Consider the following 19,991-nt stretch of genomic DNA (forward strand, 5'->3'; position numbering starts at 1 on the left):
GCCGTTCAAGCATGGCGGGCTGCAAGAAGCGGAAAAACCCAGGGCGCGCAGTGCGCCCCGCATACGCGGGCGGTCTGGAGTTGCCCGCTGACGCGGCGGGCCGCTCCGGGGCGCCCTGCCGGGGGCGGGCTCAGGCGCCCGGAGCACCCGGGGCGTCCGGGGCGCGCCCCAGGTCGTAGCACTGCGTCAGGAAGCACTGCGCGGCGCGCTCGACCATGGCCTCGTCCACCATGAGCATGTCCATCTGCCGGGTGTAGACCAGCAGGCGCCCCAGCTGGTCCAGCCGGTCGCGCACCTCGGCCTGCCCGTACTTGCGAAAGCGCGCCTGGACCCGGTCGGCCACGCACTCCACCCGGAAGCCCAGCCGCTCCAGGATCAGCGCGATGGCCCGGGTGCGCCGCTGGCGGCGCACGTCGTCCGCCGCGCCGCCCTTGAAGCCGAAGCTCACGTAATTCTCGTCCACGCGCGGGCCGCACCAGGCGTCCAGCACGCTGTAGTGGTAGCCCACCCGCGAGCTGAAGTTGAGGTAGGAATCCGAGACCAGGGCGTAGCTGCGCCCGCCGAAGCGCTCGCCCGGGCTGGCGGGCGGCTCAAGCATCTGGCGCGACAGCACGGAGAAAAAGCCCCCCAGGTTCACGGGGCGCGGGGTCTGACCCGTGAGCCCCGGGTGGCCCATGCCCGCCAGCAGTGCGGCAAAGGGCACCGAGGCCACCTGCTCCGGGCGCACGCTGCCCTGGCCCGGGCCCACATCGCGCAGCCCGCCGCCCAGGTCGATGACGTACAGGTCCAGGGGCAGGGCGGCGTCGAGCCTGCGCGCGGCCCCGGTCTGCTCCACCGTCAGGTCGCCCAGGCGGAACATCTCCTCGTAGCAGCGCTCGTGGGCGTAGCGCATCACGTCGTGCACCGTGCGGCAGCCCGCGGGGGCGAACTCCGGGGCGCCGGGGTCCGTCAGGTGCAGCGGCACGGCCAGGGCCGCCAGGCGGGCCAGGACCGCATGGACCGGCGTGCCGCGCATGCCCCGGTCAGGGCCGTCCCCGGCCTGCGCCGCGCCCGCAACCGCGCCCCGGTAGACCCGCCCGCCCGAGCCGTCCACCGTGACCACCAGCCCCGCAGGCAGGGCCGCCAGGGCCCCGGGCAGGCCGAACACGGCAGGCACGCGGAACTCGCGGGCCAGGGCGGCCATGTGCCCGGTGACGCTGCCGACCTCGGCCACCACGGCGCTGGCCCGGGCCAGGGCCGCCACGTACTTGGGCGAGGAATGCCGCGTCACCAGCACCGCACCCTGGGGAAAATCCGCCACGTCGTCCACGCCCAGGACATGGCGCACCGGCCCCGTGCCCTGGCCGGGGCAGGCCGGGGCTCCGCCCGCGAGCAGCACTTCGGCCCCGGGCGGCGGCGGCGCGGGCGGCCCGCCGGGCACGGCGCGCAGGGGCCGGGCCTGGAGCACGTAAAACTCTCCGGCCCGGTCAAAGGCCCATTCCACGTCCTGCGGCGTCCCGAAATGGCGCTCCAGGGCCATGGCCGCCGCCGCCACCAGCCGGGCCTGGGCCTCGTCCAGGCAGGGCGCCCCGGCCAGCTCCGGGGCCACGGGCGCCTCCTCCAGCCGGCCTGCGGGCCCGGGCGCCAGCCGCACGGCCTTGGCCCCCGGATGCACCGCAAGCAGCGGCAGCCCGGCGCCGCGCCCGAGCAGGTACTCGTCGGGCTGCACCACACCGTCCACGGCAAAGGCCCCCAGGCCCCAGACGGCGTTGACCAGCACCGCGTCGCGGGCCGGGTCCGCCGGGTGGCGCGAATAGGCGACCCCGGCGCTGTGCGCATCGACCATGGCCAGCACGCCCACGCTCATGGCCAGGTCGCTGGCGCTGACCCCCTGGTGCAGGCGGTAGGCGATGGCCCGGGGGGTGAACAGGCTGGCCAGTACCCGCTTGCAGTTTTCGGCCACCCGGTCCCGCGGCACGTTGAGCACCGTCAGGTATTGCCCCGCATAGGACAACTCGCCGTCCTCGCCGATGGCGCTGGAGCGCAGGGCCAGGGGCCCGTCGCCCGGAAGGGCCGCGCAGGCGTCCAGGATGGCCCGCTCCAGGGCTGCGGGCAGGGGCGCGCGCAAGAAGGCGTGCTGGATGTCCTCGCTCACGCGCCGGGCGCTGGCGGGGTCGGCGGGGTCCAGGTCCATGGCCGCGCGGCGCACCACGGCCTCCAGCCCGGCCTCGGCCAGAAACATCTCGTAGCCCGCCGTGGTCACGGCGAACCCGGGCGGCACGCGCACCCCGGGCAGGCCAGTCAGCTCGCCCAGGGCGGCGTTCTTGCCGCCCACCCAGTCCACCATCTGCCGGGTAATGGCCGCGTAGGGCAGCACGAGGTGCGGGCAGGCCTCGACGCGCCGGGCCTCGGCCACCTCGCGGATGCGTTCCTTGAGACCGTCCATGGCCTCGGCCAGGGCCCTGTAGCGCCCGCCCGAGAGGCGGTTCAGCCCGTGCACCACCCGCCCGCCGTGGAAGGCGATGCGCGAGGCCCGGGAGCGGACCCAGGCCATGCCGAACACGTCGTCGCCCGCCAGCATGGCGTCCACCTCGGCCAGCAGGGTCAGGAGTTCGGAATTGGACTCCAGGAGTTCCTTGAAGCCCTCGTAACGCTCGCAAAACGCCGCCGCCCGGACCGGGCACTTCAGGGCGTCCCGGCGCTTGCGCAGCCGCTCGAGCATCCGCAGCATGGCCGGCCCCTCAGCGCTCCACCAGATACCGGGTGGCCGGGCCGCGCCCGGTCTTGACCAGCAAGCCCTTCTTGACCATGTCCTGCAGGTCGTAGATGGCCGTGCGCGAGGGCAGGTCGCCGCCGACCAGGTCCTGGTAGCCCTGGCGGGACACTTCGCCCCGGCGCAGGATCTCCGGATAGGCCCGGCGCTGGCGCTCGTTCAGGCGGCTGGCCGCATCGCGCGCAGGGCCCGCGTCGCGGCGCGGAGCGGGCGGGGCGGGATCCCGGGGCGCGGAGGCCGTCGGCCCGGCCTGCCCGGGCTCCGGAGCCGGGCGCGGGTCGTCCAGGTCGTCGAACACGAACACGGCCTCTTCGGCCTCGGCCAGGGCGGCGTCCTCGGCCTCGGGCACGATCTCCTGCTCCAGGCGGATGTCCCCGGCCTGGATCAATTCCGTCTCGGCCATGACCGCCGCCCTGGTGATGGCGTTGACCAGCTCGCGGATGTTGCCCGGCCAGTGGTAGCCGCGCAGCTTCTCCATGGCTCCGCGCGACAACCCCAGCCCCCGGCGGCCCACCATCTGCTCCACCTGGCGCAGGTAGTGCAGCGTCAGGGCCGGAATGCTCTCGGGGTGCTCGCGCAGGGGCGGGCTGTAGACCGTGATGACCTTGAGGCGGAAGTAGAGATCCTCGCGGAAGCGGCCCTCGCGGATGAGCGCGGGCAGGTCCGCGTTGGTGGCGGCGATGAGCCGCACGTCCACCTCGATTTCCCTGTCGCTGCCCAGGGGCTTGACCTTGCGCTCGGCGATGGCCCGCAGCAGGGCCTGCTGCACCTTGGGCGAGGCGGCCTGGATCTCGTCCAGGAAAAGCGTCCCGCCGTGGGCCTCCACGAAGGCGCCCTTGCGGTCGGCGCGCGAGTCGGTGAAGGCGCCCTTGACGTGGCCGAACAGGGTGTCCAGCAGCAGGTTCTCGTCCAGGGCACCGCAGTTGATGGAAATGATCGGCTGGCCCGCCCGCCCGCCGTGGGCGTGGACGGCCTCGGCGGCCAGCTGCTTGCCCGTGCCCGTCTCGCCGATGATCAGCACGTCCACGTCGGCCTGGGCGGCCTTGAGGATGTCCGACTTGAAGCGCGCGATCTTCGGGCCGCAGCCCACGATCTCGGGGATGATTTCCAGTTCCGGGGCGCCGGGAGCGGTTTCGCTTTCGATGTCCGCGCGCTCCTTCATGGTGTAGCCGCGCAGGCTGCGCTCGCGCAGGCGCAGTTCCTCGGCCTGCTGGGAGATGATGTCGATCATGCCGTTGATGGCCCCGGCCAGCAACGCGGTCTCGTATCCCGCCGGGCCGAGGTCGATCCTGCGCATGCGCCCCGTGGAACGGAACTCGGCCACCATGTTCGAAAGACGCACGATGGGCCGCGTCACGATCCGCGTGGCGAGGAAGATGCCGATCCACATCAACGCGATGGCCGCCAGGGTGATGACGAACAGTGCGTCCAGGTGCTTGAAGCCCGCAGCCAGGGTCAGCTTGCTGCGGTCCATGAAGATCAGGCCCCAGTAGACCTGACGTTCGCGCCCGGGGGCCGGGGTGAAATACACCGGCGCGTAGGCCAGCGAGTAGGTCCTGGAGCCGCTGGACCGCCCGCCGCCCACATGCAGCAGCCCGGCCTGGCCCTCGCGCACGGCGTTCACGGCCAGCCAGTATTCCGCGTTGGCCGTGTCGGGGCGGAAGGCAACGTCCAACCCGGGCCGGCCCAGGGTGCCGTCCATCCCGGCCCGGGGCAGGTAGGTGGACAGGGCCTGGCTGCCCCGCTCCACGTCCTCGGACTGGAAGAGCATCCAGCCCTCGGGGTCGAACACGTAGGTGAAGCGCACCTCGTCGCTGCGCGGAAACGCCCACAGGGGCGAGCGCGGCGAATTGTACAGCGAGAGGATGTCCCGCAGGAAGCGCACGTCCACCCCCAGCACCACGTAGCCCGGGCGGCCGTCGCCATCGGGGTCCACGGGCGTGGCCAGGCGCACCACGTGCGCGGCCACGCGCCTGCTGGCGTTGCCGGGCACCGGGCTGGGGTGTTCGGCGTACAGCACCTGGGTCAGCAGCACCTCGCCGGGCGCCAGGCCCTGCGCCTCGGTGAACACCGCGAAGGGATCGGGCTGCACCGCGCCCAGGCGCCCGTCAGGCACCTGAAAAACCTCCCCGTCCTCGACGACGAACAGCGTGTGTCCCGTATCGTCGGGCGAGAGGTAGGCCAACTCGCGGTAGCCCACCCCTCCGGCGGCGGTCTTTCGCGCAAGAAAATCGCGCAAGGCCTCCGGGTCACCCGCGTCTTGCGCGATATAAAGCAGGTCCTTGCGACATGCGTCGAGGAAGGAGGACAGGTGGTGGGCCACGGCCTTGGTCTGCACGCGCACGTTCCGGTCCAGGGCGATGTCGATGTATTGGCAGGAGACGCGGTAGCCCACGTAGCCCGAAACCAGCAGAATAAGCACCACCAGAGGCAGCAGCACCCGCAGCAGGCGGGTGCGCAGGCTGCGGGCCGTCCCCTTGCGGGGCGACGCGCTGCGGGAAAGGAAGGGAAAGCCGCCCTGGTACAGCCGTGGCCGATCGCTTTTCTGCATCACTGGTGCCCCCGATCACGCATGACATTCCTACAAACGGGCCGATTGCGCAAGGGCGAAATGCAATAGCCATGCCCCGTCGGCGGAAATCGCCATTGGCACATGCCTTGCTCAGGCCAGGCGAACACGGATCGGGCAACACCAGGGCAGCGACCGCAGGTGGCCGCGCCTGCCCCCGGGAGCCCGCCCCAAGGAGGAACCAATGACCAGGAAATTGATGCTCCTTTTCGCCGGGCTGCTGGCCCTGGACGCCATGCTCGCCCGCCTGGCCAGCGCCGCTGGCGGAAAGGCCAGCGACCTGGTGATCGTGGCCGACACCAGGGTGCTGGACAACCCCATCCTGTTGTATTTCGCCAACCTCTACAACACGAACATCGTGCTGTTCGCGGTCTGGACCGTGGTGCTCACGGCGGCCTACGGCTGCCTGCTCGGCGTGCTCATGGACAAGCTCATGGGCATGACCGGGCTCGACCTCACCTCGCGCAAGATCGTGGAACACTAGGTATAGGAGGCTGCGGCATGGACTTCTTGGCCGACTCGACTTGGTTGTATATGTACATGCCCATCGCGGGCGTGCACATCTTCTGGCCCGGGCTGGTGCTCATCGGATTCTCGGTGGGCGTCATCGGGGGCTTTTTCGGCATGGGCGGGGCCTGGATGGTCACCCCCGGCCTGAACATCCTGGGCTTCCCCATGGCCTTCGCCATCGGCACGGACATCGCCCACATTGCCGGAAAATCCATGGTCTCGACCATGCGCCATTCGAAGTTCGGCAACGTGGATTACAAGCTCGGCATCGTCATGCTCGTGGGCACCATGGTCGGCATCGAAATCGGCGCCCAGCTCGTCATGTGGCTGGAGCGGCTGGGGCAGATCGGGCCGGTGGTGCGCTGGGTATACGTGGGCTTTTTGGCCTTCATCGCCTGGATGGTTTTCTACGACTATGCCAAGGCCGTCTCCAACAAGAAAAAGGGGCTGGGCGGCGCCCACGGCACCGAAGGCGTGACTTGGTACAAGGCCCTGCACCGGATCAACATCCCGCCCATGGTCCACTTCAAAGCGTCGGGCTTCACCTGCTCGGCCTGGCTGCCGATCATGGTCAGCCTGGTCACGGGCATCCTGGCGGGCTTTTTGGGCATCGGCGGCGGCTTGTTGCGCATGCCCGCCCTGGTCTACCTCATCGGCTGCCCGACCCACGTGGCCGTGGGCACCGACTTGTTCGAGGTCATGATCTCCGGACTCTACGGCGCGTTCACCTACACCCTCAAGGGACGCATTGAGATCGTGGCCGTCTTCGTGATGCTCACCGGCGCGGCCATCGGCGCGCAAATCGGTACCGTGGCCACCAAGTATTCCAAGGGCTATGGCATCCGACTGGCTTTCGGCGCCGCCGTGCTGTGCTGCATGATCTCCATCATCCTCAAGCAGGTCGGCTATCCGCAATCCGCAGCCGTGCTGATCCTGAGCACCATCGGCGTGCTGTGCCTGTACATCATGAAGATCATGTTCGTCGGAGCGGCCCGTGAGCTGCGCGACAAGAAGGCTAACGTCCAGGCCGGATAGCGGCGCGAGGAGGATTTTCCCATGAGACGCATCACGACCATCGCCATCCTGACCCTGACGCTGTGCCTGCTGGCCGGGGCCGCGCTGGCCGCCGAGGTGGCCCAGGGCCGGTGCATCGCCTACGACACCGAAGCCAAGACCATCACCATCGAGGAATACGACATCAACTTCAGCAAGGAGCACCCCTACGGCGTAAGCACGGGGGTCGTGGCCACCTATGACGTAAGCGAGGCCAAGATCGGCCTGACCCCCGAACCCGGGGACATCTTGCGCATCGCCTACGAACTCCATGGGGGCAAGCGCGCGGCCCTGGTCGCCTACGACAACCAGGGCGACAAGCGCATCGCCGTCAAGGTGATGAACGTCACCAAGCAGAGCCTGCACGGCAAGTAGGCCCGCCTTCCCGACCCGGCGGAACCCCCGCCGGGCCGGTCATCCCATATGGGTCCGCGCCCCCCGACGGGCGCGGACCCCCTCACCCAGGAGGCCCGCATGAAGCCCCGCACCGTGACGAACAGACTCAATCCCGCCCAGCGTCTGGTGGTGGTGGTCATGGACGTCCTGATCCTGGCGGAGCTGGTCTTTTGCATGTATTGGAGCAGCAGAACCCCGGCCGCCATGGCCAGCGAGTTCCTGCGCCTGTACGTGCCCCTGCTGCTGGCGACGGTGGTCGGCGCGCGCCTGGCCATGCGCCGCCTGCGCAGCCCCGAGCCCGAAGCCGGAGCGCAGGCGCGGTGAACGGCCCGCCCCGCTCCGACGCCGCGCGGCGCGCCTGCCAGAAGCTGGCCGTCGCCGCCTGCATGCTGCTGCTGCTGGCCGTGGCGGACGCCTGCTGGCTGGCCATCGGCGACGACCGCGACCTGTTCCGCGTGGTGGCGGGCGGCGCGGCCCCGGCCAGCGGCGACCTGCTCATCCCGGCGGACAGCCACAGTGCCGACCTGCACGCCCGGGCCCTGGCCGACGGCCCCGCCGCCCTGGACCGCCACCTGCGCGCCGACCTGGACAGCCCGGACCTCACCGTCCACTTCCTGGAACTCCAGGGCCGGCTGTGGCGGGCGCAGGTCCTGGCCGCGCCGGGCACGCCCCCCGGGGAGCACCGCATGACCGTGCGCCTGGCGGGCCAGCCCCAGGACGAGGCTCCGGCCTACACCGTGCGCGTGTTCATCGACCTGCCCGACCTGCGGGCCGACCAGCCGTCCCTGTTCCTGCGGGTGCTGGGGGTCCAGCCGGTCTGGGTGGTGCTCGGGGCGCTGCCCCTGGCGCTGCTGGCCGGGGCCCTGGTCTACCGCCTGGCCGGGCGCGAGCTGGACCGCCTGCTGGCGGCGGGCATCGCGCCCATCTACCGCCTGGCCCGGCGCGGGGGGGAGTGGGAAGTCGTCTTCGGCCTGGGCCGCGCCCACGGCGTGCGCCCCGGCCAGCGGCTGGCGATCCTGGACCGCGACCAGCGGCCCGTTGGCCAGCTCGTGGCCGAGACGGTGGACGCCCAGACCGCCACGGCCCGGGTGCCCCTTGGCGAAAACATCGGCCCCGGGCATTTCGTGGCCCGGCAGGATCACGGGAGGTGAGCATGGGTCAGGGCGAAGCCGAACGCGTCTGCCTGTGGGAGGACGGCCTGCGCGAGTGCGTCCTGGGCATCGTGGGCACGGGCACGGGCTTCGCGGCCCTGGCGGCCCTGGCCGAGGAGCGCGACCTGGAGGAATTCCTGCCGCCCATGCGCCTGGCGGGCGTGGCCTGCACCCATGAGCAGGCCGACAGCCGGGGCCTGGTCCGGCGCGGGGTGCCTTTCCACCCCACCTGGCAGGACCTGCTGGCCGCCCACCCCGAGGTGACCATGCTCGTGGACCTGCGCGAGGAGCGCCTGGGCCTGACGGACCTGCGCGCGGCCCTGCCGCCGCACGTCTCGCTCATCGACCGCCAGGCGGCGGTGTTCTTGTGCGCGCTGCACAACATGCACCGCGCCGGGGCGCACACCCGCTCGCGCCTGGGTCACTCCCAGGCCATGCTCGACGCCGTGGTCACCCAGATCCGCGAGGACATCCTGCTGCTGGACCTCAAGGGCCGCGTGCTGGACATGAACCCCCACGTCTACCAGCGCACGGGCCAGCCCAAGGCCAGCCTCCAGGGCCTGCCCTGCTGGCAGGTGCAGACCCTGGCCCGGGGCGTGCCCTTCTGCCCCGAGCCGTGCGCCGACTGCCCCGTGCAGACCACCCTGCGCACCGAGCGCAAGGCCGAGGCGCGCATGACCCGGGTCAGCCCCGGCGGCGAGCTGCTCTATTTCCGGGTCTACTCCTACCCCATCTTCGACGAGCGCGGCGATATGGCCCAGGTCATGGTCATGCGCCGCGACATCACCGCGCGCACGCGCCTGGAACGCGAGCGCCAGCAGGCCGAGAAGCTCTCGGTGGTCGGCGAGATGTCCATGTATCTGGCCCACGAGATACGCAACCCGCTGTGCGCCATCGGCGGATTCATCAACGCCCTGGGCCGCTCTCCCAACCTCGACGCCGCCGACCGCGAGAAGGTGGAGATCATCCTGGCCGAAACGCGCAGGCTCGACGCCATGCTCACCAGCGTGCTCAATTTCGCCCGACCCGCCGCCCCGGGCGGCAGCGACGCCGACGCCACGGTTCTGATGCACGACGCTGCGGAGCTCATGCGCATCGGCTACGCGGGGCAGGGCTTCACCTTCTGCGTGCAGGCCGATCCCGGCCTGCCCCGGGCGGCCTGCGACCCCGACCGCCTCAAGCAGTGCCTGGTGAACCTGCTCAAGAACGCCATGGAAGCCATGCCCGGCGGCGGGGAAATCGCCCTGCGCGCCCTGCGCATGGATGACATGGTGGCCCTGGAAGTGCGCGACCAGGGCCGGGGCATGACTCCGCGCGAGCTGGACCAGGCCTTCTCGCCCTTCCACAGCTCCAAGGCCGGAGGCTACGGCCTGGGCCTGGCCATGATCCGCAAGATCATGGACGAGGCCGGGGGCGACGTGCGCATCGCCAGCACCCAGGGCCAGGGCACCACCGTGACCCTGCTGGTGCCCGCCGTCCTGTCCCTCGCCTGGAGCCCCTCGCCGGCGCCCGACATCCTCGACGACACCCTGCCCCTGGCCCCGGGCCCCGGAGCCAGGACCATCGCAGGCGGAACCGACGACTGACTCCCGCTTTCCCGCCTCCTCCCGCGCGGCCTAGACGAATCCCCTCTTCGTCTAGGCCGCACCACGTCATCAACGGACCACAACCTGCCTGTCACAGATTCATCACACTCGGGGCCCAGAGATGACGGAACGGGAGATTGCTACCCGGCCCCGCCGTCCAGCAGCTCCAGGGCCCGGCGCGCGGCGCCTGCGGTCTGGGGGAAGGTGGCCGCGCGCTCCAGGGCCTGGCGGGCCTGGACCGGGCGCCCGGCCTCGCGGGCCAGCTGGCCCAGCCGCAGCCAGGCCCGGGCGTTGCCCGGAGCCAGCTCCAGGGCCTGGGCGCAGGCGTCGGCAGCCTGGGCCGCACGCCCCCGGACCTCCAGCATGGCGGCCTTGCGCAGCAGGCGTTCGGCGTCCGGAGCCTGGGCCTGGGCCGCGTCCAGCCAGCCCAGGGCCGCGTCCAGCCGCCCGGCGCGGTGGTTGGCCAGGGCCAGGGCGTCGCAGTCGCCGGGGCCGGGGTGCGGCCCGGCGGCGCGCTCCAGGGCCCGGATGCCCAGGGGCAGCGCCCCGGCGGCGAAATAGAGTTCGGCCAGGGTGCGCAGGTCCTTTTCGGCGGGCGGCTCCAGGCGAACCAGGGTTTCCAGGGCTGCGGCGGCTCCGGCAAGGTCGCCGCGCTGGCTGCGGACGCCCGCCACAAGGCGCCACCAGCGCCCGGCCCCGGGCTCGGCCCGCAGGCAGCGCAGCGCGGCGGATTCGGCCAGGGCGCCGTCGCCGCTGGCCAGGGCGGCGGCGGCCAGCAGCTCCAGGGCCTGCGCGGCCAAGCTGGCGCCCTCGTGTCCTCCTGCCCCGCCCGCGCTGGCCTGACCGTCCTGATTGGCCTGGGCCGCCAGGGGTTCCAGCAGCCGCACGGCCTCGCGGTGCTGCCCGGCCTGATGGTGCGCGGCGGCGGCCTGCAGCAGCACTTCGGGGTCGGGCTGCGCAGCCAGGGCGGCGGCGCGCTCCAGGTGTTGGGCGGCCAGGGCGTAGTCCCGGCTCTGGTAGGCGGCGATGCCCAGGTTGCGGTGCAGGGCCGGGTCGTCGGGGGCGCGGGCCAGGCCCGAGGCGAAGGCCCGGGCGGCCTCCGCCGGGCGGCCCAGGGCGTGCAGGGTGTTGCCCAGCAGGTGCCAAGCGGGCCCGGGCGCGGCGTCGCCCTCGGCGGCGATGAGCGCGCGCAGGGTGGCCTCGGCCTGGGCCGGGCGGCCCTGGCCCAGGGCCTGGGCCGCCTCGTGCAGGGCCGTGCGCGCGGCGTCGGAAAGCTCCGGCTCCTGGGCGCGGGCAGCGCCGCAGGCCAGCGGCAACCCCAAAACCAGGCAGCAAAGCAGGGGAAACACGGTCAGACGCATGGCGGCCCCCCTCCCTCAGCCGCCCAGGTCGAAGCGCACCGGCAGCTCGACCCAGGTGGGCACGGCCTGGCCACCCAGGCGGCCCGGGGTGAAGCGCCAGCCGCGCACGGCGCGCAGCACGCTGGCCTCGAACACGCCGGGCGGGTCCGCCGCCAGGACGCGGACCTCGGTCACGCTGCCGTCCTCGACCACCAGGAAGCGCACGGTGACCGTGCCGCTCTGGTTGCGGCTGCGCGCGGCGTAGGGGTACTCGGGCGGCGCCGAGGCCACGAGCTGCGGGCCCTGGTCCACATCGGCCAGCTCGAAGGTGCGCGGCGCGGCAGGCTCCAGGGGCCGGGGCACGGGCAGGGCCAGGGGAGCGGGCGCGGCCAGGCGCGGGGCGAAGTCGAACTCCGGCTGGGGCGCGCGGGCCTCCAGCCGGGGCGGCTGGGGCTGGGGCGGCTGGGGCTCGGGGCGCCGGGCGGGCTCGGGCGGCGGCGGCTCCTCGGGCAGGGGCTCGGGGGCCAGGGCCTGGGGCGGCAGCCGGGGCGCCTCGATGACGCGCACCGGCGGCTGGGCGGGCCCGGCCTCGGGCAGCGCGCCCTGGCGGGCCAAAAGCGGCAGAACCACGAACACGGCGGCATTGACGGCCACGGCCAGGGCCACGGCCAGGGCGCGGTCGCCCAGGCGGCGGCGCGCGCCGGGCGCGGCGTCCGGGGCGGCTCCCCGGGGAGCGGCGGCCCCACTACCCGCGCAGCCCCGGGCCGGACAGCGGATCACTCGGGCCTCCGCGCGGCCACGGCCAGATTGCGGGCCCCGGCCAGGCGGCACTGGTCCAGCACGCGCACCACCTGCCCGGCGGGCGCGGCCTCGTCGGCGGCGACCACCACGGCCCCGCCCGGGGTGGCGGCCAGGAACCGCGCCACCAGCGGGCGGATGGAGCGCAGGTCGGCCCGGGTGTGGTCCACATGCAGCGTGCCCTCGGCGGTGATGGCCACCACCAGGGTTTCGGCCTGCACGTCCACGGCGATGGCGGCCTCGGGGCGGCGCACCTCCACCCCGGCCTCGCGCACGAAGCTGGACGTGACCAGGAAAAAGATGAGCAGCAGGAAGACCATGTCGATGAGCGGAGCCATGTTCAGCTCCGCCGGGCCACCGCGCCGGGCGCGGACATGCCTGTAGCAACTCATGGGCGGTCCTCCGTGGCCGGGCGGGGGGCGGCGTCCGGGCGCCCCAGCAGCAGGCACTGGCGCTGCACGCGGGCCTTGTGCCGCGCGGCGCGGCGCAGCAGCAGGCTGCCCGCGAACAGCCCCGGAATGGCCACGGCCAGCCCGGCCTGGGTGGTGACCAGGGCGGCGGAGATGCCCGCCGACAGGGCCTTGACGTTGCCCGCGCCGAGCACGGCCATGTCGCCGAAGGTGCGGATCATGCCCGTGACCGTGCCCAGCAGCCCCAGCAGCGGCGCGGCCCCGGCCAGGATCAGGATGGTGGCGACGTGGCGGTCCACCGCCGCCTCGTGGCGGTGAAACAGGGCGTGCAGCACCTTGGCGTCCAGGTCCGGGTCGCCGGTGCGCCGGGTGGCGAAGGCCGCCGCCAAGTCCGCCCGCCAGGGGTGGTCGGCCCGGCGCAGGCGCCACAGCTCACGGGCCTTGAGGAAGACCAGGGTCCACAGCCACAGGGAGAGCAGCACCAGGGGCAGCATGACCCAGCCCCCGGTGCGCAGGTAGCCCAGCCCGGCGTCAAGGGCGGTCCGCCACATCTCCGCTCCCGGCGCCCCCGCCGCGTCTGGCGCCGCCGTTCTGGTGCCCGTTCTGGTGCAGAAGAGCCACGGTCAGGGCCACGCCCTTCTCCTCCATGTCGCCCACGATGCGCTCCACACGCCGCTCCAGGAAGTGGTGGGCGATCATCACCGGGATGGCGACCATCAGGCCCAGCTCGGTGGTCACCAGAGCCTGGCTGATGCCGCCCGACAGGGCCCGGGGGTCGCCGCCGCCCGAGAAGGTCAGGGCCGTGAAGGTGTCGATCATGCCCGTGACCGTGCCCAGCAGGCCCAGCAGCGGGGCCACCGCCGCCAGCACGGCCAGGGTCGGCAAAAAGCGCTCCAGGCGCGGCACCTCGCGCAGCACGGCCTCGTGGAAGGCGTTCTCCAGCACGTCGCGCGTGCAGCCCGTGTATTCCAGCCCGGCGGCCAGCACGCGCCCGGCAGGGGTGCCCGCGTGGGCGGCGCACAGGGCGCGCCCCTCGTCCATGCGCCCCCGGGCCAGCAGGGCGGACAGCTCGCCCGCCAGCCCGGCCCCGCCCGGGCGCACCCGGGCCAGGGTCCAGCAGCGCTCGAGCACCAGCACCACGGCCACCACGGCCACCAGCAGGATGGGCCAGACCAGGAAACCCCCGGCTTCCAGCCAGTCCGGCCCGCCGCCCTGCTCCAGGCGGTCCAGCACCGCGCCGCCGGAGAGGTCCAGCACCGCCGTGCCCCCGGAGCCCGAGGCGAACTCCTTGAGCGTGCCCGCCAGGCCCCAGGGCGCCGCAACTCCCAGGGCCACATAGCGGCCCTGCTCCGCGTCCAGGCGCAGGAATCCAGCTCCCCCGCTGGCGGATTGGTACCAGGCCCCCAGGCGGCCCAGGCGTGTGATGCGCCCCCGGGCGGGGCTGCCGTCCGGCCCCAGGAAGCTGCCCTCGAAGGCCGCGAGCCCGCCGCCCGAGGCGATTTCGGCGCACAGGGCGTCCACCAGGGCCGTGAGGGACGCCGCCGTCAGGGGCGCGTCGTCGTCCTGCAGCGCAGCCAGCCCCGCGCGGACCCCGGGGGCCTCCGCCGTCAGAGGGCTGCCCGCCAGCAGGCCGTCGGCATCGCCCGCCGCCGCGCGCAGCACCGCGCGCACCAGCCCGGCCTGCCCGCGCGAGGCGTCCAGGGCCGCGCGAGCGGTGGCCTCTTCGGCGCGCAGGGCGGCCACGCGGGCGTCCAGGGCCGCCAGACGCTCCTCGGCGGCGGCGCGGGCGGCGCGCAGGCGGGCGGCCTCGGCGCGCAGTTCGCGGCGCTCCTGGTCCACATCCTTGCGCAGGGCCCCGGCCTCGGCCCGGGCCGTGGCGGCCTGATCGGCGAGGTCGCGGGCCACCTGCTGGGGGGCCTGCTGGGCGGCGGCAGGGCCGCAGAGGGGCAGCGCCGCCAGCAGCAGCGTCAGGGTAAGAAAAACGCACGTCAGGGCCCGGGCGCAGGGGGCGCGGGGCGTGGGGGACGGGGGGGACGGGGGAAGAACGGGGGGCGTGCCCGGGGCGAGGGCCGTCCGGGGAGCTCCCGGCGCAGGGGGCATGCCCGGTGTGCCCGGCGCAGCAATCATAAACGAAACGAGGGTCATGGCTGCACCCCGCCCGGCGCCCCGGGCTGGGCCCCCAGTTGCGCGGTGCCCACGGGCAGGGCCAACAGCTCGAAGGCCCGGCGGTGGTCGTGCATCTCCAGGGCCTGGGCCAGGGTCCGGGCCTCGGAAGAGCCCAGGGCCTCCCAGCCCGCAGCGCCGGGCACAAGCCGCGCGGCCAGGGCGCCGTCGCGCGACAGGAACAGCGCCGCCGCGCGCCCCAGGCGCAGCACGCGCCCCTGCACGCGGCTTCCGCCCAGGTCGATGACGTCGTCCCAGGCCTCCACCAGGGCGCCGTATCCGGCCTCCACCTGCAAGGCCTCCAGGAAGCGGCGCAACTTCTCGCCCGGGGCCAGACCGTAGTCGCCCAGGGTCTCGCGCAGCATGTCCAGGCGCTGGCGGCGCTCTTCGGGCAAAAAGGCCAGATCGGCGGCCACCAGCTCCTCCAGGCGCGCCAGCACGGCGTCGAGCACCGGCTCCAGCCCGCGCTCCAGGGCGGCCATTTCCCGGGCGGAGTCGTGCAGCCCGGCCACCACGGCCTCGCGGCGGGCAATGTAGTCCCCGCGCCGCTTGAGGGCGGCCTCCAGCCAGGCCAGGGTCTCGCCCTCGCGGCGGATTTCGTCGCGCAGGGCGTCGCGCTCCACGGCCCAGGCGTCGGCCTCGGCCTGGGCCTGGCCCTGGGCCGTGGCCGCCCCGGCAAGCTGCCCGGCGGCCTCTTCGAGCCCGCCCCCGGGCCCGGGGCTCACGGCCAGGGCCGCCCCGGGGCAGCACGCCAGGGCCATCACCAACGCGAACGCCGCAAGCCCCGCCCGGCTCCGCTGCCGCCCGGTCGCCCCACCCCGCCGCCCGGCCCCCTCCGGCTCCAAAGGCGCCGCCAGCAGCGCAGCGGCGTCGCACGCGACACCAATGATGTTCAGCGAACAGAATTTGTTTTTCATGTCATTTATTTTCGTTTCGTATGTACGATTCAGGCGCCAGAAAGGGCGGGATCGCCCACAGGCACCTGCCGCAATATATGAAATAAAGAGGCGAGGCAACTCCTGGCCGCAGGCAGCACTCCCGCCAATCTCGCAGGCGGGCCAAGTGCCTGCGCAGCACGTCTCTCTTCCCGGGTACCTATCACGATATCGTGTTACTCTGTGGCCATTCCCATGCCTCACCGCACTGCCACCCGCCTCCGCCCCCCTGCGGCGACAAAAAAGGGCTGCACCCTGCGGTGCAGCCCTATGGCGTCTTTGGCGTCCCCAAGGGGGTTTGAACCCCTGTTACCGGCGTGAGAGGCCGATGTCCTAGGCCACTAGACGATGGGGACGCTGTGGCGGACGTTGCCGTCCGGAGGGGTCTTATTGACCGAAGGGGGGCTTCTTGTCAAGGGGCGAAGGAAATATTGTCTTGCTTGCAAAAATATACATTGAAAACAGATTAATAGGCCACAGAGACGCTTCCCTCCTGGGCTGACGGAGGAACGCCTCCGGAGCGCCCGCCGCGCCCTTCGGCTGGCGCCGCCCCAAGAAACAGACCCCGCCGCGCCGGTTTCGATACACTTCTTCTGCTTTTCGTGATAGACTCCACGCAAAACGGATCTGCCCCGGGCCGATCCCTCCGGGACGGCCGCACCCTCAACCAGCAGGAGGACAACCCATGAAACACCGCGCATGCACCCACACGATCCTGGCCCTGGCCCTGGCCTTCATCATTGCCTCGGCGCCCGCCGCCATGGCCCAGTCCAGCCACTCCGACCATGCGGCCCAACCAGCAGAAGCCATCGAAGGCCAGAAAAAGATGATGGAAGGGGCCGACATGATGATGGACATGGAAAAGATGGCCAAATGCGAAGAGATGATGAGCCAGGGCAAGGGCATGATGGAAAAGCACGGTCCAATGACAGACGGCAAGAAAATGATGATGCAAGGGCACGACAAGATGATGCAGGGGCACAAAATGATGCAGGAAGGACACAAGATGATGAAACAGGGCCAGCAGATGGACGCCGAGAAAGCGGCGCAATAGCCCGGCAGCCCGCACGAACCGGGAGGGCCGAAGCCGCTCCCATACAAAAAAGGAATCACAGGACGACCTGTGATTCCTTGATTTTTTGGTGGGCCGTGCTGGGATCGAACCAGCGACTCTCTGCTTAAAAGGCAGATACTCTGCCACCTGAGTTAACGGCCCACAGAGGGAATGTGTACGTAGCGGCGCATGCGCCGTCTGTCAAGGCCCGGGGCGTGCCGGGGCGCCGTCAGGCTCCGGGGCCCGGGCCGAGGACCTTGCGCCCGCCCATGTAGGGCGCCAGCGCGTCGGGCAGCACCACGCTGCCGTCGGCCTGCTGGCCGTTTTCCAGCACGGCCACCAGAGTCCGGCCCACGGCCAGGCCCGAGCCGTTCAGGGTGTGCACCAGCTCGCTCTTGCCGCCCTCCCTGCGCCGGAAGCGGATGTTGCCGCGCCGGGCCTGGAAGTCGCCGCAGTTGGAGCACGAGGAAATCTCGCGGAACGTGTTCTGCCCCGGCAGCCAGACCTCGATGTCGTAGGTCTTGGTGGCCCCGAAGCCCATGTCGCCCGTGCACAGGGTGACCACCCGGTAGTGCAGGCCCAGGCGCTGCAGCACGGCCTCGGCGTGGCCGCGCATCTGCTCCAGGGCGGCGCCGGAATCCTCGGGCCGCTCGAAGCGCACCAGCTCGACCTTCTGGAACTGGTGCATGCGGATCAGGCCCCGGGTGTCCTTGCCGTAGGAGCCCGCCTCGGAGCGGAAGCAGCCGGTCCAGGCGGTGTATTTGAGCGGCAGGTCGGCCTCGTCCAAGGTCTCGTCGCGGTGCAGGTTGGTCACCGGCACCTCGGCGGTGGGGATGAGGAAATATTCGGAATTTTCCAGCTTGAAGAGGTCGTCGGCGAACTTGGGCAGCTGGCCGGTGGCCGTCAGGGTTTCGCGGTTGACGATGACCGGCGGCATGACCTCGAAATAGCCGTGCTCGGTGGTCTGCATGTCGAGCATGAAGGCCGCCAGGGCGCGCTCCAGGCGCGCGGCCCAGCCGCGGTAGACCACGAAACGGCTGCCCGTAAGCTTGGCGGCGCGCTCGAAGTCCAGCCCGCCCAGGGCCGCGCCCAGTTCCCAGTGCTCCTTGGGCGCGAAGTCGAACTGCGGCGGCGCGCCCCAGCGCAGCAGTTCGGGGTTGTCCTTCTCGTCCGCGCCGTCGGGCACGCTCTGGTCGGGCATGTTGGGCACCGAGAGCAGCCAGTCCTGCACCTTGGCGTCCACCTCGCGCAACTCGGCGTCCAGGGCCTTGATGCGCTCGCCCACGGCGCCCATGCGCGCCACCAGGTCGTCGGCGCCCTGGCCCTCGCGCTTGCGCTGGCCCACTTCCTTGGACACGGCGTTGCGCTCGGCCTTGAGGGCTTCGGTCTCCTGGATCAGCGCCCGGCGGGCCTCGTCCAGGGCCGTGAAGGCGTCCAGGTCCACCTTGGCCCGGCGCCGGGCCAGGGCCGCGCGGACCGTGTCCATGTTGGCGCGGATGAATTTGAGATCGAGCATGGCAGTCCTTCCGGCGGGCTGGCCGCCGCGTGGGTGCGGGAGAGGCGGCGCGCCGCCCGCGCCGAGGGCCCAATCTATACTGGAAGCGCGCCCGGCCCGCAACCCTGCCCGGGGCCCGCCGGGCACCGCAGGCGCGCGCGGCAGGAAAAACGCTCCGGGCCGCGCGCCAGCGGCGACCCGAAGGACGCCCCCGGAAGCAAAGGCCCAGGAGCGAAGCAGGGACAGGGTGCGCACGGGCGGCAGGGGAAAAGGCCCCGGGGCGGCACTCCCCCGGGGTGCGCACAACGCCGCAGCGCGCCGCGCGGGGACGTTTCGCGGCCTCCGCGCCGCGCCCCTCAGCGTGCCAGGGCGCGGACCTGGGCCAGCAGGCGCAGCACGGCGGGCTGGCCCTCGTGCTGTGGGCCGAAGCGCCGCGCGGCGGCCTCGAGCAGGCCCAGGGCCTTGCGCGGTTCGCCCAGGGCCATGGCCGCGCCCGCCGCGTGCAGGGCGTCTGTGGGCGCGGCCCCGGGCAGGGCCAGGCATTTGCCGAAGGCCCGCAGGGCCGCCTCGGGCTCGCCGCCGCTGGCCGCCAGCCGCCCCAGCTTGCGCCAGGGCAGGGCGTGCTCCGGCGCCGCGTCGCGTCCGGCCTCGTAGTGCGCCCGGGCGCCGGCCACGTCTCCGCCAGCCTCGGCGGCCTCGCCCAGGGCCACGGCCAGCTGCATTCGCCCCCGGGCCCGGGCCCCGGCCAGGGCCGCGTCCAGGCTGCCGTCCCGGGGCAGGGGCAGCGGCTTGTCCAGGATACGCAGGCGGTTGCGCACATAGCGCACGGGGTCGCGCCGGGCTAGGCCCGTGAGGTGCGCCCCGGCGCCTGGGCCGCCTGCGCCCTCCCCGGCCTCCCCGGCGCGCACGAAGTATTCGGCGGTCACGCGGTCCACATGCACGGGCGTGGTCAGGGCGGCCATACGCCGCCACAGGTCCCAGTCCAGGAGCACGTCCAGGGCCTCGTCCATGCCCCCGGCCTGCTCGAACAAGGCCCGGTCGTGGAGCACGGAAATGCCCGTGACGCAGTTGTATTCCAGCAGGGCTTCCAGGCTGGCGGGGCTGCTGTAGGCCACGGCCCGGCCCGTTTCGCGCCAGCCGCCCAGGCCATCGGGGGCCAGGTCCACGCGCAGGGCGTTGGAGTGGGCCATGCGCGCGCCGGGCGTGGCCGCCAGGGCCGCCAGCAGGGTGGAGAGGTGCTCCGGATGCCAGGCGTCGTCGTCGTCCAGGTGGGCGATGCAGCCGCCCCGGCTCAGGCCGAAGGCGTGGTTGATGGCGTGGCCCTTGCCGCGCGCATCGCGCAGCTCCGCCAGCCGCACGCGCGCATCGCCCAGGCGGGCGACCACGCCCGCAGGCGACGGCCCGCCGTCGTTGACCAGCACAAGCTCCCAGCGCGGCTCGTCCTGGGCGGCCACCGAGGCCAGGGCCCCGGGCACCAGGTCGAGCCTGTCGCGGGTGGCCATGAGCACCGAAACCAGGGGGCTGTCCTGCCGTGCGTGCAACGCGGGCCTCCGGGGGCTGCTGGGGGCGGGGAAGCCGGGGACGCCGCGCCCCGGGCCTGCCCGGTTGTACCCCCGGGCAGGACCGTTTGACAACAGCGGGAGTGCCGCGTCGCGCGCCAGGGCAAGCTCCGGCGGGCAGGCGGGCGGAGCGCTGGCCAAGGCGGGAGAGTGATGGGGTCTCATGCTCCGCGACCGCATGGACGCCGGGCCCCGGTATGAGTGTCGCGGCCAGAACCGG

17 protein-coding genes and 2 tRNA genes are annotated in these 19,991 nt (G+C 72.6%); 7 read left to right on the forward strand and 12 right to left on the reverse strand.

The features are described from left to right. Window positions 1-130: 130 nt before the first annotated feature. A complete protein-coding gene (locus tag G495_RS22850) occupies window positions 131-2,710 on the reverse strand; it encodes a PEP/pyruvate-binding domain-containing protein (RefSeq protein ID WP_028587929.1) in 2,580 nt (859 codons plus the stop codon). A 10-nt stretch (window positions 2,711-2,720) separates the two neighbouring features. Continuing rightward, a complete protein-coding gene (locus tag G495_RS0111465; RefSeq protein WP_051445311.1) occupies window positions 2,721-5,303 on the reverse strand; it encodes a sigma-54-dependent transcriptional regulator in 2,583 nt (860 codons plus the stop codon). A gap of 202 nt (window positions 5,304-5,505) precedes the next feature. Here G495_RS0111465 and G495_RS0111470 point away from each other — a divergent pair, with 202 nt between their 5' ends. The 6 genes from G495_RS0111470 (at window position 5,506) to G495_RS18830 (ending at window position 10,017) form a co-directional block, all read left to right on the forward strand. Then, entirely contained in the window at window positions 5,506-5,805 is a 300-nt protein-coding gene (locus G495_RS0111470; RefSeq protein ID WP_028587931.1) for a DVU0150 family protein, read from the forward strand. A gap of 17 nt (window positions 5,806-5,822) precedes the next feature. Then, a complete protein-coding gene (locus tag G495_RS0111475) occupies window positions 5,823-6,866 on the forward strand; it encodes a sulfite exporter TauE/SafE family protein (RefSeq protein WP_028587932.1) in 1,044 nt (347 codons plus the stop codon). A 21-nt stretch (window positions 6,867-6,887) separates the two neighbouring features. Beyond that, window positions 6,888-7,259 carry a DUF4881 domain-containing protein gene (locus G495_RS0111480; protein ID WP_028587933.1) on the forward strand — a complete coding sequence of 124 codons (372 nt, stop codon included), beginning with the start codon at window positions 6,888-6,890 and terminating at the stop codon, window positions 7,257-7,259. 99 nt (window positions 7,260-7,358) lie between these two features. After that, window positions 7,359-7,604 carry a hypothetical protein gene (locus tag G495_RS18820; protein ID WP_035251915.1) on the forward strand — a complete coding sequence of 82 codons (246 nt, stop codon included), beginning with the start codon at window positions 7,359-7,361 and terminating at the stop codon, window positions 7,602-7,604. After that, a complete protein-coding gene (locus G495_RS18825; RefSeq protein ID WP_051445312.1) occupies window positions 7,601-8,431 on the forward strand; it encodes a hypothetical protein in 831 nt (276 codons plus the stop codon). The genes G495_RS18820 and G495_RS18825 overlap by 4 nt, the downstream gene beginning before the upstream one ends. 2 nt (window positions 8,432-8,433) lie before the next feature. Continuing rightward, on the forward strand, window positions 8,434-10,017 hold the full coding sequence (locus G495_RS18830) for a two-component system sensor histidine kinase NtrB (RefSeq protein WP_051445313.1): 1,584 nt from the start codon (window positions 8,434-8,436) through the stop codon (window positions 10,015-10,017). A 140-nt stretch (window positions 10,018-10,157) separates the two neighbouring features. Here G495_RS18830 and G495_RS0111500 read toward each other — a convergent pair whose 3' ends face one another. The 7 genes from G495_RS0111500 to G495_RS0111530 form a co-directional block, all read right to left on the reverse strand. Further along, window positions 10,158-11,378 carry a tetratricopeptide repeat protein gene (locus G495_RS0111500; protein WP_028587934.1) on the reverse strand — a complete coding sequence of 407 codons (1,221 nt, stop codon included), beginning with the start codon at window positions 11,376-11,378 and terminating at the stop codon, window positions 10,158-10,160. 15 nt (window positions 11,379-11,393) lie between these two features. After that, window positions 11,394-12,137, reverse strand: a complete 744-nt coding sequence (locus G495_RS0111505) for an energy transducer TonB (protein ID WP_028587935.1) — start codon at window positions 12,135-12,137, stop codon at window positions 11,394-11,396. Then, window positions 12,134-12,547: an ExbD/TolR family protein gene (locus G495_RS0111510; RefSeq protein WP_028587936.1), complete on the reverse strand. Its 414-nt coding sequence runs from the start codon at window positions 12,545-12,547 to the stop codon at window positions 12,134-12,136. Before G495_RS0111510 ends, G495_RS0111505 begins: the two co-directional genes overlap by 4 nt. Continuing rightward, a complete protein-coding gene (locus G495_RS0111515) occupies window positions 12,544-13,116 on the reverse strand; it encodes a MotA/TolQ/ExbB proton channel family protein (RefSeq protein WP_028587937.1) in 573 nt (190 codons plus the stop codon). The genes G495_RS0111510 and G495_RS0111515 overlap by 4 nt, the downstream gene beginning before the upstream one ends. Next, on the reverse strand, window positions 13,097-14,710 hold the full coding sequence (locus tag G495_RS18835; protein ID WP_342667797.1) for a MotA/TolQ/ExbB proton channel family protein: 1,614 nt from the start codon (window positions 14,708-14,710) through the stop codon (window positions 13,097-13,099). Before G495_RS18835 ends, G495_RS0111515 begins: the two co-directional genes overlap by 20 nt. Further along, window positions 14,707-15,489: a DUF3450 domain-containing protein gene (locus tag G495_RS18840; RefSeq protein WP_051445315.1), complete on the reverse strand. Its 783-nt coding sequence runs from the start codon at window positions 15,487-15,489 to the stop codon at window positions 14,707-14,709. Before G495_RS18840 ends, G495_RS18835 begins: the two co-directional genes overlap by 4 nt. A 454-nt stretch (window positions 15,490-15,943) precedes the next feature. Then, window positions 15,944-16,019 (reverse strand) — tRNA-Glu (locus G495_RS0111530). A 329-nt stretch (window positions 16,020-16,348) separates the two neighbouring features. Here G495_RS0111530 and G495_RS0111535 point away from each other — a divergent pair. Beyond that, window positions 16,349-16,717 (forward strand): hypothetical protein, encoded by a 369-nt coding sequence (locus tag G495_RS0111535; protein WP_028587938.1) that lies wholly within the window; start codon window positions 16,349-16,351, stop codon window positions 16,715-16,717. Window positions 16,718-16,803: 86 nt separating this feature from the next. Here the strand turns inward: G495_RS0111535 and G495_RS0111540 are convergent. The 3 genes from G495_RS0111540 to G495_RS0111555 form a co-directional block, all read right to left on the reverse strand. Then, window positions 16,804-16,879 (reverse strand) — tRNA-Lys (locus G495_RS0111540). A gap of 67 nt (window positions 16,880-16,946) precedes the next feature. Further along, a complete protein-coding gene (gene serS, locus G495_RS0111545; RefSeq protein WP_028587939.1) occupies window positions 16,947-18,233 on the reverse strand; it encodes a serine--tRNA ligase in 1,287 nt (428 codons plus the stop codon). A 335-nt stretch (window positions 18,234-18,568) separates the two neighbouring features. Further along, window positions 18,569-19,753 carry a glycosyltransferase gene (locus G495_RS0111555; protein ID WP_028587940.1) on the reverse strand — a complete coding sequence of 395 codons (1,185 nt, stop codon included), beginning with the start codon at window positions 19,751-19,753 and terminating at the stop codon, window positions 18,569-18,571. Window positions 19,754-19,991 lie beyond the last annotated feature (238 nt).

This window comes from Desulfocurvus vexinensis DSM 17965, assembly GCF_000519125.1.
GTDB classification, from domain to species: Bacteria; Desulfobacterota; Desulfovibrionia; order Desulfovibrionales; family Desulfovibrionaceae; genus Desulfocurvus; species Desulfocurvus vexinensis.

Coding starts and splice junctions, on each gene's coding strand:
- G495_RS22850 (WP_028587929.1), bottom strand. CDS start 2,710: ATGCTGCGGATGCTCGAGCGGCTGCGCAAGCGCCGGGACGCCCTGAAG.
- G495_RS0111465 (WP_051445311.1), bottom strand. CDS start 5,303: ATGCAGAAAAGCGATCGGCCACGGCTGTACCAGGGCGGCTTTCCCTTC.
- G495_RS0111470 (WP_028587931.1), top strand. CDS start 5,506: ATGACCAGGAAATTGATGCTCCTTTTCGCCGGGCTGCTGGCCCTGGAC.
- G495_RS0111475 (WP_028587932.1), top strand. CDS start 5,823: ATGGACTTCTTGGCCGACTCGACTTGGTTGTATATGTACATGCCCATC.
- G495_RS0111480 (WP_028587933.1), top strand. CDS start 6,888: ATGAGACGCATCACGACCATCGCCATCCTGACCCTGACGCTGTGCCTG.
- G495_RS18820 (WP_035251915.1), top strand. CDS start 7,359: ATGAAGCCCCGCACCGTGACGAACAGACTCAATCCCGCCCAGCGTCTG.
- G495_RS18830 (WP_051445313.1), top strand. CDS start 8,434: ATGGGTCAGGGCGAAGCCGAACGCGTCTGCCTGTGGGAGGACGGCCTG.
- G495_RS0111500 (WP_028587934.1), bottom strand. CDS start 11,378: ATGCGTCTGACCGTGTTTCCCCTGCTTTGCTGCCTGGTTTTGGGGTTG.
- G495_RS0111510 (WP_028587936.1), bottom strand. CDS start 12,547: ATGAGTTGCTACAGGCATGTCCGCGCCCGGCGCGGTGGCCCGGCGGAG.
- G495_RS0111515 (WP_028587937.1), bottom strand. CDS start 13,116: ATGTGGCGGACCGCCCTTGACGCCGGGCTGGGCTACCTGCGCACCGGG.
- G495_RS18835 (WP_342667797.1), bottom strand. CDS start 14,710: ATGACCCTCGTTTCGTTTATGATTGCTGCGCCGGGCACACCGGGCATG.
- G495_RS18840 (WP_051445315.1), bottom strand. CDS start 15,489: ATGGCCCTGGCGTGCTGCCCCGGGGCGGCCCTGGCCGTGAGCCCCGGG.
- G495_RS0111535 (WP_028587938.1), top strand. CDS start 16,349: ATGAAACACCGCGCATGCACCCACACGATCCTGGCCCTGGCCCTGGCC.
- serS (WP_028587939.1), bottom strand. CDS start 18,233: ATGCTCGATCTCAAATTCATCCGCGCCAACATGGACACGGTCCGCGCG.